Consider the following 15,482-nt stretch of genomic DNA (forward strand, 5'->3'; position numbering starts at 1 on the left):
CGGACAAGCATTTTTCTTTCAATGTCGAGAAACTGCTATGTCTGAAACGCTATCACGCCGTGAAAAACGCCAACAAGCGCAACAATTCCTGCAATCCTTAACAGGTGCAACCTTTCCCAACTCCACGCGAGAATGGTTGTCCGGTCCACGAGATGATATCCGTGTACCAGTGAGAATGATCCATCTCTCGCCCACATTGAACAGTGATGCTTCTGTTTACGAAGAAAATCCTTCGATTCCTATATACGATACCTCCGGTCCTTTTGGCGATCCTGACTCCACCCCCAATGTTCACGATGGGATTGCACCACTGCGTGCCACATGGATTGCTGAGCGAATGGACTCTGAAGCGATCAAGCATACCGCCTCGGACTACACGCAACAGCGGTTATCCGATGCCACACTCGAAACCATTCGCTTTCAGAAACCCTTTCAATTTCGTAAGGCGGCTGCCGGCGCTTGTGTCACACAGCTACACTATGCCCGTCGCGGTATTATTACCCCTGAGATGGAGTTTATCGCCGTTAGGGAAAACTTGGGGCGAGCGACACTTCCCGTCGGTGACTTATTACGACAACACCCCGGAGCACCTTTCTGCTCGCAGACTCCACAAGAAATTACTGCAGAATTTGTGCGCCAAGAAGTCGCTGCTGGACGAGCGATCATACCGGCCAATATCAACCATCCTGAATCAGAACCCATGATTATTGGCCGTAATTTCTTAGTTAAAGTGAATGCAAATATCGGGAACTCAGCCGTTACCTCTTCGATCGAGGAAGAGGTCGAAAAATTGGTTTGGGCTACCCGCTGGGGAGCTGACACCATTATGGATCTCTCGACAGGACGTAACATTCACGAGACTCGAGAATGGTTATTACGCAATAGCCCAGTGCCTATCGGGACTGTCCCAATATACCAAGCATTAGAGAAAGCTAACGGTATCGCCGAAGATCTGGACTGGCCGCTATTCCGCGATACGCTTATCGAACAAGCTGAACAAGGCGTCGATTATTTTACTATTCACGCTGGGGTGCTATTGCGATATGTGCCAATGACAGCGAAGCGGCTCACCGGTATTGTCTCCCGAGGTGGCTCAATTATGGCCAAATGGTGCCTCTCTCATCATCAAGAAAACTTTCTTTATCAACATTTTCGCGAAATTTGTGAGATTTGTGCGGCCTATGATGTTTCGCTCTCATTAGGTGATGGGCTACGACCCGGCTCAATTCAAGATGCTAACGACGAAGCCCAATTCGCTGAGCTGAGAACACTAGGTGAGTTAACAAAAATCGCATGGGAATATGATGTACAAGTCATGATTGAAGGTCCAGGCCATGTACCCATGCATATGATCCAGCGGAATATGACCGAGCAACTCACACACTGCGAAGAAGCCCCCTTCTATACCCTAGGCCCTCTGACTACAGATATCGCTCCAGGCTACGATCATTTTACCTCAGGGATTGGTGCAGCCTTTATTAGCTGGTTAGGCTGCGCCATGCTCTGCTACGTTACTCCTAAAGAGCATCTTGGCTTACCCGATAAAGAAGACGTTAAACAAGGACTAATTGCTTATAAAATTGCGGCCCATGCTGCCGATTTAGCGAAAGGCCACCCTGGCGCACAAATCAGGGATAACGCCATGTCTAAGGCTCGCTTTGAATTTCGCTGGGAAGACCAATTCAATCTAGCCCTCGACCCCGAAACAGCACGTAAATTTCATGACGAGACGTTACCGCAGGCATCGGGTAAAGTCGCACACTTTTGTTCAATGTGCGGCCCCAAATTTTGTTCAATGAAAATCAGTCAAGAGGTGCGTCAGTTCGCTAAAGATAATCCTCGAGAGGAGCACCTTCCCCAAAATATCGAAGCTGAAATGCGGGGGATGGCTGAGCAATTTAAAAATGTTGGGGGAGAAATTTACACCCCAATTCTCCCCGAAAACGAACGGAGTCATTAATATGCGCTTTCCTGAAGTCCCCTTTGCACTCGGACTCTACCCTGTAGTCGATAGCGTTCAATGGATAGAACGCCTCCTTAATGCAGGCGTAAAAACGTTACAGCTACGTATCAAACACAATAATAGGGATGTAATAAGAGAAGAAATTCGTCAGGCGATTGTATTAGCTAAAGAATTTGATGCGCGGTTATTTATCAATGACGAGTGGCAATTGGCAATCGACTACCAAGCTTATGGCGTACATCTCGGGCAAGAGGATCTCTTGAAGGCCGATTTATCGGCCATTGAGCAAGCCGGGTTACGGCTCGGTGTTTCAACGCATAGCGATGAAGAAATTGAACGAGTATTACCAATAAATCCCTCTTATATCGCTCTGGGCCCAGTCTACACGACGCAAACCAAAGAAATGGCGATGCCACCCCAAGGTATTGCTCAGGTAACGAAGCATGTTGCCAAACTCAAAACAATTCCTACCGTCGCTATCGGCGGTATTTCTCTAGAGAGAGCAAAGGATGTTCTAGAAACAGGTGTAGGCAGTATTGCGGTGGTGAGTGCCATTACCCAAGCCACTGACTGGCGTGCCGCAGTGGCCGGTTTTCAGCAACTGATTAACGCACAGCAGTAATTATTTATAGAATGAGCCTCGGCTCATTCTATTTCTTTGAAGCCAGGCATTAGCCATACTGATGGCCAGTTTCCAGGTTCTCCGCCATCACAGGTTGGCTGATTATGGTAACTCATTAATTCGAAGCTTCTTCCATTAAAACGCCATACCGCACTCTCACCGCAATCTGCCAATCCGCGTCCGCGGGCAGTATGGTAAAGAAGACCTCGTTGTGAGTCATAGTGAGGATCAGTGAACCAGCTGACGGTTTGTAAATCACCTTGGTTATCCCTAAGCGGAATAGGTAAATCGAGCATTTTAGCCTTTTCGGGGTGATTCTTTGGCACAATGAATAAGATTGATGAGGATTGATAGGCCCCTGAAACACAGTTAATCATCACTAAAGCGTGCTGATTATCGAGAGGCTTGGCGTGACTTTTTTGTAGCGTTTCGTCCTCAGGCGTACACTCTTGATCGGTAAGGAGCTGAGCCTGCGTAGTAAGTACCGTTTCAATTAAATGAGTAGGATCTTTGAGAGGCAAAGGTTTGGTTTGTAGGGCGAAATGGGGTTCTATCGCATAGCGATGTGGGACGTCATTTGCACTCTCTTCACCCGGTGCAATAAGAGCTGTACGATTATGAATTCGGCCTTGGCGTTCATCGATAAAGTTTAATGCTCCCATTAGTCCGGCTAAAGAAGTCCCTTCATCGGGATCCTGCGACAAAGAAAGTGTCGAGGCATTGGTCAGTAGCTGGAGAAACGCTTGGATCTGTACCAAAGAATTTGATGAATAGCCTGCAGCATCATGCTCGCTGTCTGCTTGATGCGACGCTAAAGTTGTTTGCCAACGCTTACCATCTACCCAGATACCTTCTGGCAAATCACTATCATAGCCCGCCATATCCAAGGCTATAGCGCCTCTAGGCCCGGCTTGGTAAGTTAAAATTATCCGAATATCTTCATCGGGATTAGCATTCCGCACATCACAGTCGTTTAAGTTATTACAGGTAACTTGCCATTGCTGAAATAAACGCTGCACCGGCTCAGAAGCGCCAGCGAACGTAGTGAAAAACATCCCCGCGAGCAGTGGTAATACTTTCCAGCGCATCTTCATATCGGGATCCTTAACAAGGCATAAAATAGGGGAGACTCTACATAAAAAAAACCCTGCCTAAGCAGGGTTTTCACTTAACACATCTAATTATTCGTCTGAACCGCCAAGACCTGCATTAAGCAGCTCAGCTAAGCTCGCGGAAGCTTCGTCTGCAGTCACTTGTGGTGCTGCAGGTACTTCACCTTGCTGGCGACGGCGCATACGATCTTGGTGGTATGCATAACCGGTACCGGCTGGGATTAAGCGTCCAACGATAACGTTCTCTTTCAGGCCACGTAATTCATCACGCTTACCTGCCACTGCTGCTTCAGTTAACACGCGCGTCGTTTCTTGGAACGATGCTGCCGAGATAAATGACTCAGTTGCCAGTGAGGCTTTGGTAATCCCTAACAGGTCGCGATGGAAAGTTGCGGCAACTTTACCATTTGCTTCCAGTTCGCGGTTAGCGATCAGGATGCGCGATACTTCTGCTTGTTCACCTTCTAAGAACTCGGTGCTACCGGCAGAGGCAATCGTTGCCTTACGTAACATCTGACGAACGATAACTTCGATATGCTTATCGTTAATCTTAACGCCTTGTAAGCGGTAAACTTCTTGTACTTCGTTAGTGATGTAACGCGTTACTGCGTGTACGCCACGTAGACGTAAGATGTCGTGTGGTGACTCTGGGCCATCGGACACTACATCACCGCGTTCAACACGCTCACCTTCGAAGACGTTCAGCTGACGCCACTTAGGAATCATCTCTTCGTACGGATCGCTACCATCAACTGGTGTAATCACTAAACGACGCTTACCTTTGGTTTCTTTACCGAAGGAGATGATACCGCTGATTTCTGCAAGAATCGCCGGCTCTTTCGGACGACGTGCTTCAAACAGGTCAGCAACACGTGGCAGACCACCGGTAATATCTTTAGTACCGCCAGATTCTTGAGGAACACGGGCTAAAGTATCACCTGAACTGATTTGGACACCATCTTCAAGCTGGACAATTGCATTGCCTGGCAAGAAGTATTGTGCTGGCATATCAGTACCTGGCAGCATAACATCGTCGCCTTTCGCATCAACGACTTTGACCGCTGGACGAAGATCTTTACCACCAGAGGTACGATCTGCTGTGTCCATGACCACCAGCGAAGAAAGACCTGTTAGTTCGTCAGTTTGACGAGTAATGGTTTGACCATCATTCATGTCAACAAAACGTACAAAACCGTTTACTTCGGTGATAACTGGCATTGTATGCGGATCCCAGTTTGCAACGGTATCACCCGCCTCAACTTGCTCACCATCACCTTTCGCCATGACCGCACCGTAAGGAACTTTATAGCTCTCTTTAGTACGACCAAATTCGTCGATCATCTTCAGTTCGGTGTTACGTGAAGTCACAACCAGTTTACCGGCTGAGTTGGTTACCGACTTCGCATTGCTTAGACGGATGGTCCCTTTGTTCTTCACTTGGATGCTTGATTCAGCCGCCGCACGTGATGCCGCACCACCGATGTGGAACGTACGCATCGTCAGCTGTGTACCAGGCTCACCGATTGATTGTGCTGCGATAACCCCGATGGCTTCACCTTTATTGATGATATGCCCGCGTGCAAGGTCACGACCGTAACAGTTTGCACACACACCGAAGTCAGTTTCACAACTCACCACTGAACGTACTTTGATGCTGTCTACAGAGTTCTCTTCCAATACGTCACAGATGTGCTCATCCATTAGAGTATTACGTGGAACAAGAATATCAGCAGTACCCGGCTTCAATACGTCTTCTGCCGTTACACGACCCAATACGCGCTCACGTAGCGGCTCTTTAACGTCGCCACCCTCGATGACCGGAGTCATCAGGATACCTTCGTGTGTGCCACAATCGTCTTCCGTTACAACCAAGTCTTGAGCAACGTCTACTAAACGACGCGTCAAGTAACCGGAGTTAGCGGTTTTCAGTGCGGTATCGGCAAGACCTTTACGAGCACCGTGGGTTGAGATGAAGTACTGTAGTACGTTCAAACCTTCACGGAAGTTTGCAGTAATTGGTGTCTCGATGATTGAACCATCTGGTTTCGCCATCAGACCACGCATACCTGCTAGCTGACGAATCTGCGCAGCAGAACCACGAGCACCGGAGTCGGCCATCATATAGATGCTGTTGAAGGAAACTTGTTGCTCTTCTTCACCATGACGGTTAATCACAGTTTCAGTTTGCAGGTTTTCCATCATCGCTTTCGAAACACGTTCGTTAGCGGCCGCCCAGATATCGATAACTTTGTTATAGCGCTCACCCGCAGTGACCAGACCAGATTGGAACTGTTCTTGGATTTCTGCAACTTCAGCTTCCGCTTCAGCGATGATTTCAGTTTTCGCTGCTGGGATCACCATATCATCGATACCTACTGAAGCACCTGAACGTGCAGCGTAAGCAAAACCGGTATACATGGTTTGGTCAGCAAAGATAACCGTAGGTTTTAAGCCTAAGATACGGTAACAAGTGTTCAGCATCTTAGAGATTGCTTTCTTACCTAACGCTTGGTTAACGATTGAGTAAGGAAGACCTTTTGGAACGATCATCCACAGAATCGCACGACCAACAGTCGTATCGACCAGGCTAGTGCTTGGCACTAACTCGCCATCATCAGTTTTGGTGAACTCAGTGATACGCACTTTTACGCGAGCATGAAGTTCAGCAAGACCTGCACGGTAAACGCGCTCGGCTTCTTTAGGTCCAGTCAGAACCATGCCTTCGCCTTTGGCGTTAACACGGTCACGAGTCATGTAATACAGACCCAATACAACGTCTTGAGAAGGAACAATGATTGGCTCACCGTTCGCTGGGGACAAGATGTTGTTCGTTGACATCATTAATGCACGTGCTTCTAACTGCGCTTCAAGCGTCAGTGGCACGTGGACAGCCATTTGGTCACCATCGAAGTCGGCGTTATAAGCCGCACAGACCAGCGGGTGAAGCTGAATCGCTTTACCTTCGATCAGGACAGGTTCAAAGGCTTGAATACCTAAACGGTGAAGTGTTGGTGCACGGTTAAGTAACACTGGGTGCTCACGGATAACTTCATCCAAGATATCCCAAACAACTGCTTCTTCGCGTTCAACCATTTTCTTCGCAGCTTTGATGGTTGTCGCAAGACCGCGTAATTCTAATTTTCCGTAGATAAATGGTTTGAATAATTCCAACGCCATTTTCTTCGGTAGACCACATTGGTGCAGGTGCAGGTATGGACCAACAGTGATTACTGAACGTCCAGAGTAGTCAACACGCTTACCTAACAGGTTCTGACGGAAACGACCTTGCTTACCTTTGATCATGTCAGCAAGTGATTTCAGTGGGCGTTTGTTCGACCCAGTGATAGCACGTCCGCGACGACCGTTATCCAGTAATGCATCAACCGCTTCTTGTAACATACGTTTTTCGTTACGAACGATGATATCTGGCGCAGCCAGATCCAACAGACGCTTCAAACGGTTATTACGGTTAATCACACGACGGTAAAGATCGTTCAGATCTGAGGTCGCAAAGCGTCCACCGTCCAGCGGTACCAATGGACGTAAATCCGGTGGTAAAACTGGCAGTACTGTTAGGATCATCCACTCTGGCTTGTTACCAGATTGAACGAAAGCTTCAAGCAGTTTGATACGCTTAGTCAGCTTCTTACGCTTGGTTTCTGAATTAGTTTCATTCAGTTCTTCGCGTAATTGCTCGCACTCTTGCTCAAGGTCCATGTTTTTCAACAGGGCCTGAACCGCTTCTGCACCCATCTTCGCGTCGAACTCGTCACCGAATTCTTCTAAAGCGTCAAGATACTGCTCTTCAGTCAGGATCTGGCGCTTCTCAAGATTGGTCATGCCGCCTTCGATCACAACATATGATTCGAAGTACAGAACACGTTCGATATCACGCAGAGGCATATCCAGTAATAAACCGATACGCGATGGCAGTGATTTCAGGAACCAGATGTGTGCAGTAGGTGTTGCTAACTCGATGTGACCCATACGCTCACGACGTACTTTAGTCTGAGTAACTTCAACACCACATTTTTCACAGATCACACCACGGTGTTTAAGGCGCTTATACTTACCGCATAAGCACTCATAATCTTTTACCGGTCCAAAGATACGTGCACAGAAAAGACCGTCACGTTCTGGTTTAAAGGTACGATAGTTAATCGTTTCTGGCTTTTTAACTTCACCGAAAGACCAGGAACGGATCATATCTGGCGAAGCCAGGGCGATCTTGATCGCATCAAACTCTTCGGTTTTAGTTTGCGCTTTTAAAAACTTAAGTAAGTCTTTCACGGATTAGCTCCCGTCGGAGTGAGACTTCTCAGGAGAGCGGCCCGCAGCCAGCTCTCCTGTAACCAGTAGAAAATCGAGTGCTTACTCGTCTTCCAGCTCGATGTTAATACCCAGCGAGCGGATTTCTTTCAACAATACGTTGAAGGATTCCGGCATGCCTGGTTCCATCTGATGATTACCATCGACGATGTTTTTATACATCTTCGTACGGCCATTAACGTCATCCGACTTCACTGTAAGCATTTCTTGCAGAGTATAAGCAGCACCATATGCTTCAAGTGCCCACACTTCCATCTCACCGAAACGCTGACCACCGAACTGCGCTTTACCACCCAGCGGCTGCTGAGTAACCAAGCTGTAAGAGCCGGTAGAACGTGCGTGCATTTTATCGTCAACCAAGTGGTTCAGTTTCAGCATATACATGTAACCTACGGTTACTTGACGCTCAAACTGCTCACCGGTACGACCATCAAATAGCGTGATCTGACCAGAGGTCGGGATATCACCTAGCGTCAACAGCTCTTTGATTTCGCTTTCTTTCGCGCCATCAAACACTGGTGTTGCAATCGGCATACCCTTTTTCAGGTTCTCAGCAAGACGTAACACTTCTTCATCAGAGAAAGTGCTTAAATCGACTTTTTGACGGACATCTGTCCCCAAGTCGTAAGCGCGTTGAATAAACTCGCGCAATTTAGCCACTTCCTGCTGCTGTTTCAGCATGGCATTGATCTTGTCACCAATACCTTTCGCAGCCATACCCAAGTGAGTTTCAAGGATCTGACCGATGTTCATACGTGATGGAACGCCCAGTGGGTTCAATACGATGTCAACAGGGGTACCATTTTCATCGTAAGGCATATCTTCGATCGGGTTGATCTTAGAGATAACACCTTTGTTCCCGTGACGGCCCGCCATTTTATCACCAGGTTGGATTTGACGTTTAACGGCCAGATACACCTTAGCAATTTTCAGAACACCTGGTGCTAAATCGTCACCTTGGGTGATCTTACGGCGCTTAGCTTCGAGTTTCTTCTCAAACTCGTGCTTCAGCTCGTCATACTGTTCAGCCAGTTGCTCTAACTGATTTTGTTTTTCTTCGTCAGTCAGGCCAAGTTCCAGCCAACGCTCACGTGGCAGCTTATCCAGTTTTTCAGCTTCAACACCGCCTGCGATCAGGACAGTTTGAATACGGCTGAATAAACCAGCTTCTAAAATCTGCAGTTCTTCAGACAGGTCTTTTTTCGCCTGCTTCAGCTGCATCTCTTCGATTTCAAGCGCACGCTTATCTTTCTCAACGCCATCACGTGTAAAGACTTGAACGTCGATAACTGTTCCAGAAACACCGTTTGGTACACGTAAAGATGAGTCTTTAACATCTGAGGCTTTTTCACCAAAGATTGCACGTAACAGTTTTTCTTCTGGTGTCAGCTGAGTTTCACCTTTAGGTGTCACTTTACCAACAAGGATATCGCCGCCTTTAACTTCAGCACCAATGTAGACGATACCTGACTCATCGAGTTTAGAGAGTGCAGCTTCGCCGACATTAGGGATATCAGCTGTAATTTCTTCAGAACCCAGCTTAGTGTCACGAGACACACAAGCTAACTCTTGAATATGAATGGTCGTAAAGCGGTCTTCTTGTACCACACGCTCAGAAACGAGGATGGAGTCTTCGAAGTTATAACCATTCCATGGCATGAATGCCACACGCATGTTTTGACCAAGTGCTAGCTCACCGAGATCAGTCGATGGACCATCAGCCAAGACATCACCACGTTCAACCGGCTCGCCAAGTGATACACACGGCATTTGGTTGATACAGGTGTTCTGGTTAGAACGTGTATATTTAGTCAAGTTATAGATATCGATGCCCGCTTCACCCGCGTACATTTCATCTTCGTTAACTTTGATTACGATACGTGACGCATCAACGTATTGAACCGTACCACCACGTTTAGCAACCGCCGTTACACCGGAATCGACCGCAACAGCACGTTCCATACCTGTACCGACTAACGGCTTATCAGCGCGTAGGGTTGGTACTGCTTGACGTTGCATGTTTGCACCCATCAATGCACGGTTCGCATCATCGTGTTCCAAGAATGGGATCAGAGACGCACCAACAGAAACAACCTGTTGTGTAGAAACGTCCATGTAGTCAACTTGGTCGCGGCTGAATAAGCTCGATTCGCCTTTATTACGGCAAGTTACGAGGTCATCGATAAAGGCAAAGTTGTCGTCCAGGTTGGTGTTCGCCTGAGCAATAACGAAGTTACCTTCTTCAATCGCAGAAAGATAATGAATCTCATCGGTCACAATGCCATCGACTACGCGACGATATGGGGTTTCAAGGAAACCGTATTCATTCGTCTGTGCGTAAACAGAAAGTGAGTTAATCAGACCGATGTTCGGACCTTCTGGCGTTTCGATTGGACATACACGTCCATAGTGCGTTGGGTGTACGTCACGCACTTCGAAGCCTGCACGCTCACGCGTTAGACCGCCTGGACCCAGGGCAGAAATACGACGCTTATGCGTGATTTCTGATAATGGGTTGTTTTGGTCCATAAATTGTGAAAGCTGGCTTGAACCGAAGAACTCTTTGACCGCTGCAGAAATAGGTTTCGCATTGATCATATCTTGAGGCATCAGTGTTTCTAAATCGCCTAAAGATAAACGCTCTTTCACTGCACGTTCAACGCGGACTAAACCTACGCGGAACTGGTTTTCTGCCATTTCGCCAACAGAACGAATACGACGGTTGCCTAAGTGGTCGATATCATCCACTTCACCGATACCGTTACGGATATCAATGAGCTTTTTCATTACTTGGATGATGTCGTCGTGGCTCAGAATACCCGCGCCTTCGATTTCATCACGTCCTAATGAACGGTTGAATTTCATACGACCTACCGCTGAGAGATCGTAACGGTCTTCAGAGAAGAACAGATTCTCAAATAGGTTTTCTGCTGCTTCACGCGTTGGTGGCTCACCAGGACGCATCATGCGATAGATTTCTACCAGCGCACTCAGACGATCGTTGGTTGGGTCAACACGTAAGGTTTCAGAAATGTAAGGGCCGTGGTCTAGGTCATTAGTAAACAGCGTTTCGATACGCTTGTGACCAGATTGGCTCAGCTTAGCTAACAGATCTAAAGACAGTTCCATGTTAGCGGCAACGATAAGTTCGCCAGTCGCTTGATCAATGTAATCTTTCGCTGCAACTTTACCAGCAATGTATTCAACTGGAACTTCAATATGTTGGATCTTGTCTTTTTCTAACTGACGAATATGACGAGCGGTGATACGACGACCTTTCTCAACATACACAGTACCGTTAGATTCGATATCGAAAGACGCTGTTTCACCGCGCAGACGCTCTGGAACAAGTTCCATTTGCAGGCGGTTATCACGGATTTCGTAAACAACTTTATCGAAGAACAGATCAATGATTTGCTCAGTCGTATACTCCAGCGCACGCAGAATGATCGTAGCAGGTAGTTTACGACGACGGTCGATACGGACAAATAAGTTGTCTTTCGGGTCGAATTCAAAGTCTAACCATGAACCACGGTAAGGAATGATCCGTGCGTTATACAGGACCTTACCGGATGAGTGCGTTTTACCTTTGTCACTATCAAAGAACACACCTGGGCTACGGTGAAGCTGAGAAACGATAACACGTTCAGTACCGTTGATAACAAAGGTACCATTGTCTGTCATGAGTGGAATTTCACCCATGTAGACTTCTTGTTCTTTAATATCTTTGACGGTGCCTTCTGGCGCTTCACGCTCATAAATGACGAGGCGTAGCTTAACGCGCAGCGGTGCTGAGTAAGTCACCCCACGGATTTGGCATTCCTGTACATCAAAGACGGGTTCACCCAAACGGAAGCTGACATATTGCAGCTCTGAACTACCGCTGTAGCTCTGGATTGGGAATACGGAACGGAAAGCAGCTTCCAAACCGTGTTGACCTTCGGGATCTTGCTCGATGAACTTCTGAAACGAGTCAAGCTGGATAGAAAGGAGATAAGGTATATCCAAAACTTGTGGACGTTTACCAAAATCCTTACGAATACGTTTTTTCTCGGTATAGGAGTAAACCATAGGTTCCTCAGCTAGCTGACAAGTCGGCCTACGTTGTCCGTTTTAGTGGACAGTTATGCAACACTGTTATTATTTTTCATCACCGACAGAAAAAGTCTGTGATGCAATACGTCTTTCTATCACTCTTAAATCATTTCATTGCTATTGCGAGACAGGGAACCCCACGGGGATAACAGTATATTAAGTCGTCGATAGAAAAAGATATTGGCAAGTTAGCTTGGAAGACACAGTGCGAAACACCAAGATAACTCTTTAGCGCAAAAAGGCTGGTAACCATTATAGTCACCAGCCATCAGTCTGCAACTACTCAGACTGTAACCCGAAGGTTATCTTATTTGATTTCAACTTCAGCGCCAGCTTCTTTCAGAGCAGCTTCAAGTGCAGCTGCGTCGTCTTTGCTGATGCCTTCTTTGATTGCAGCTGGAGCAGCTTCAACCAGATCTTTAGCTTCTTTCAGGCCTAGACCAGTTGCGCCACGTACTGCTTTGATGACAGCAACTTTGTTAGCGCCAGCAGCTTTCAGAATTACGTCGAATTCAGTTTTCTCTTCAGCAGCTTCAGCAGGACCTGCAGCAACCGCTACTGCCGCAGCAGCAGAAACACCGAATTTTTCTTCCATTGCAGAAACTAGCTCAACAACTTCCATTACGGACATTGCTGCAACAGCTTCCAGGATTTGGTCTTTAGTGATAGACATAACAATTGTTCCTAAAAATCAGAATTAGTTTAAACGTAAGCGAACACGTTGCGTAAAAAAGTCGGCTTATGCCGCTTCTTTTGCATCGCGAACAGCTGCCAGAGTACGAACCAGTTTGCCTGCAGCGGCTTCTTTCATGGTCGACATCAGACGTGCCAGTGCTTCTTCGTAAGTTGGTAAAGTTGCCAGACGGTCAATTTGTTCCGCCGGGATCAGCTCACCTTCAAAGGCTGCAGCTTTAACCTCAAAGTTTGCATTCGCTTTCGCGAAATCTTTGAACATACGAGCAGCAGCGCCCGGGTGTTCTAAAGAATATGCAATCAGGGTTGGACCGACAAACGTGTCTTTCAGGCACTCGAAAGGAGTACCTTCAACGATGCGACGTAGCAGGGTGTTACGAACAACACGCATGTAAACGCCAGCTTCACGACCTGCTTTACGCAGTTCAGTCATTTTATCTACAGTAACGCCACGGGAATCCGCAACTACCGCAGACAGCGCGCCTTTGGCTACTTCGCTGACTTCAGCAACAATCGCTTGTTTGTCTTGAAGATTTAATGCCATTAGCTTGTGCTCCTGGATTATTTAGCTAGATAGAAACTATCTAGAACTCACTTCACCCAGACTGCGAACAGCCTGAGCGCGAAATACGGTGAGCAGAATCCAGAAAAAAATTTTAAGGTTCTGTCACCGTCTACGCAGGAAATTAAGTTTTTATGCAAAACACCTGCGGTCTTGGACGGAGGCCTGGATAAGGCCAGGCTCCAACCGAAAATCTTGCAATAACACTGAATAAATTACGTTATCGCGCTCTCCAGAGGAGAGAATGGGCGCAAATTTTAGTTCAAATTTCCACCCATGTCAACTTAGTTAGTTGATGCGTTCAGACCAGCTTGGTCGATAGCAACACCTGCACCCATAGTGGTAGACAGGCTAACTTTCTTGATGTAAACACCTTTAGCTGAAGTTGGTTTTGCTTTTTTCAGCGCAACCAGCAGAGATTCTAAGTTCTCTTTCAGTTTATCAGCGTCGAAGTCAACCTTACCGATAGTGGTGTGGATGATACCATTTTTGTCGTTACGGTAACGAACCTGACCTGCTTTAGCATTTTTAACTGCTTCAGCAACGTTAGGTGTTACAGTACCAACTTTCGGGTTTGGCATTAGACCGCGTGGGCCTAGAACTTGACCTAATTGGCCAACAACGCGCATTGCATCTGGAGAAGCAATAACAACGTCAAAGTTCATTTCGCCTTTCTTGATTTGGTCAGCCAAATCTTCCATACCGACTAATTCTGCACCGGCAGCTTTAGCAGCTTCAGCATTTGCACCTTGTGCAAAGACTGCAACGCGAACGCTACGGCCAGTACCGTTTGGCAGTACAGTTGCACCACGAACGTTTTGGTCAGATTTACGAGCATCGATACCGAGGTTTACGGCAACGTCTACGCTTTCAACGAATTTAGCAGTCGCTAATTCTTTCAGTAACGCTACAGCTTCAGTGATGTCGTATTGTTTAGTTGCGTCAACTTTCTCACGGATGTTGCGCATGCGCTTGGTCAGTTTAGCCATTTCTTAGTCCTCCACTACCAGGCCCATGGAACGAGCAGTACCTTCGATAGAGCGAGTCATCGCTTCTACGTCTGCACCAGTCATATCCGCTGCTTTAGTCTGTGCGATTTCTTGCAGTTGAGCGCGAGAAATTTTGCCGACTTTGTCTTTGTTTGGTTTACCAGAACCAGATTTGATACCTGCTGCTTTCTTCAGAAGAACGGCTGCAGGAGGAGTTTTGGTAATAAAGGTGAAAGAACGGTCGCTGTATACAGTAATAACTACTGGAGTTGGCAGGCCTTTCTCTAGGCTTTCTGTTTTTGCGTTAAACGCTTTACAGAATTCCATGATGTTAACACCTTGTTGACCTAAAGCTGGACCAACTGGTGGACTTGGGTTTGCCATGCCTGCTGCAACTTGCAGTTTGACATAGGCTTGTACTTTCTTAGCCATGATAATTCCTCTGTTGGGTATAGCGCCTAAAAAGGCTTCCCGTGGTTATTCAATCTATCGGGCATAGGCCCCATAAATATAAAAGGCGCGAAATTATAATTAAATTTCGCGCCTTATGCAATCAACTATCGCTGATATATTAAGCTTTTTCTACCTGACTGAAGTCTAGCTCAACCGGGGTCGCACGACCAAAGATGGAGACAGAAACCTTCAAGCGGCTCTTCTCGTAGTCCACTTCTTCAACAACACCGTTGAAGTCTGCGAATGGACCATCACTCACACGAACCATCTCACCCGGTTCAAACAGAGTTTTAGGACGTGGCTTATCGCCTGCTTGTTGTAGGCGATTCATGATGGCATCAACTTCTTTATCGCTAATTGGTGCAGGGCGATCTGATGTACCACCAATAAAGCCCATGACGCGCGGGACGCTACGCACTAAGTGCCAGCTTGCATCGTTCATGACCATTTGGACTAATACATAGCCTGGGAAAAATTTACGTTCGCTTTTACGGCGTTGGCCTGCACGGATTTCGACGACTTCTTCAGTCGGTACCATTACCTCACCAAAGAGCTCTTCCATATTGTGCAGTTTAATGTGTTCACGCAGAGAAACTGCTACGCGAGCCTCGAAACCAGAAAACGCCTGAACGACGTACCAGCGTTGTTTAGGTGCTTCAGACAT

10 protein-coding genes are annotated in these 15,482 nt (G+C 47.0%); 2 read left to right on the forward strand and 8 right to left on the reverse strand.

Translation table 11 applies throughout. The features are described 5' to 3' along the window. Window positions 1-37 precede the first annotated feature (37 nt). Together thiC and thiE are read left to right on the forward strand one after the other, a co-directional pair. Entirely contained in the window at window positions 38-1,960 is a 1,923-nt protein-coding gene (gene thiC, locus QJR74_RS13805; RefSeq protein ID WP_304372360.1) for a phosphomethylpyrimidine synthase ThiC, read from the forward strand. A 1-nt stretch (window position 1,961) separates the two neighbouring features. Further along, on the forward strand, window positions 1,962-2,585 hold the full coding sequence (gene thiE / locus QJR74_RS13810) for a thiamine phosphate synthase (protein ID WP_304372361.1): 624 nt from the start codon (window positions 1,962-1,964) through the stop codon (window positions 2,583-2,585). 23 nt (window positions 2,586-2,608) lie between these two features. Here thiE and QJR74_RS13815 read toward each other — a convergent pair whose 3' ends face one another. The 8 genes from QJR74_RS13815 to nusG form a co-directional block, all read right to left on the reverse strand. Continuing rightward, complete coding sequence (locus QJR74_RS13815; protein ID WP_304372363.1) at window positions 2,609-3,679, reverse strand: DUF1176 domain-containing protein; 1,071 nt, start codon at window positions 3,677-3,679, stop codon at window positions 2,609-2,611. 87 nt (window positions 3,680-3,766) lie between these two features. Then, entirely contained in the window at window positions 3,767-7,987 is a 4,221-nt protein-coding gene (gene rpoC, locus QJR74_RS13820) for a DNA-directed RNA polymerase subunit beta' (protein WP_304372364.1), read from the reverse strand. An 81-nt stretch (window positions 7,988-8,068) separates the two neighbouring features. Next, on the reverse strand, window positions 8,069-12,097 hold the full coding sequence (gene rpoB, locus QJR74_RS13825; protein WP_241613619.1) for a DNA-directed RNA polymerase subunit beta: 4,029 nt from the start codon (window positions 12,095-12,097) through the stop codon (window positions 8,069-8,071). Window positions 12,098-12,428: 331 nt separating this feature from the next. Continuing rightward, the gene (rplL, locus tag QJR74_RS13830) at window positions 12,429-12,794 is read right to left on the reverse strand and encodes a 50S ribosomal protein L7/L12 (RefSeq protein WP_099823305.1); all 366 of its coding nucleotides are present in this window, start codon (window positions 12,792-12,794) and stop codon (window positions 12,429-12,431) included. A gap of 66 nt (window positions 12,795-12,860) precedes the next feature. Then, a complete protein-coding gene (rplJ, locus tag QJR74_RS13835) occupies window positions 12,861-13,358 on the reverse strand; it encodes a 50S ribosomal protein L10 (protein WP_048911264.1) in 498 nt (165 codons plus the stop codon). A 302-nt stretch (window positions 13,359-13,660) separates the two neighbouring features. Then, complete coding sequence (gene rplA, locus QJR74_RS13840; RefSeq protein WP_241647767.1) at window positions 13,661-14,365, reverse strand: 50S ribosomal protein L1; 705 nt, start codon at window positions 14,363-14,365, stop codon at window positions 13,661-13,663. A gap of 3 nt (window positions 14,366-14,368) precedes the next feature. Further along, the gene (gene rplK / locus QJR74_RS13845; RefSeq protein WP_048912867.1) at window positions 14,369-14,797 is read right to left on the reverse strand and encodes a 50S ribosomal protein L11; all 429 of its coding nucleotides are present in this window, start codon (window positions 14,795-14,797) and stop codon (window positions 14,369-14,371) included. Window positions 14,798-14,936: 139 nt separating this feature from the next. Continuing rightward, window positions 14,937-15,482, reverse strand: a complete 546-nt coding sequence (gene nusG / locus QJR74_RS13850) for a transcription termination/antitermination protein NusG (protein WP_048912868.1) — start codon at window positions 15,480-15,482, stop codon at window positions 14,937-14,939.

Source organism: Tatumella ptyseos (assembly GCF_030552895.1).
Lineage (GTDB): Bacteria > Pseudomonadota > Gammaproteobacteria > Enterobacterales > Enterobacteriaceae > Rosenbergiella > Rosenbergiella ptyseos_A.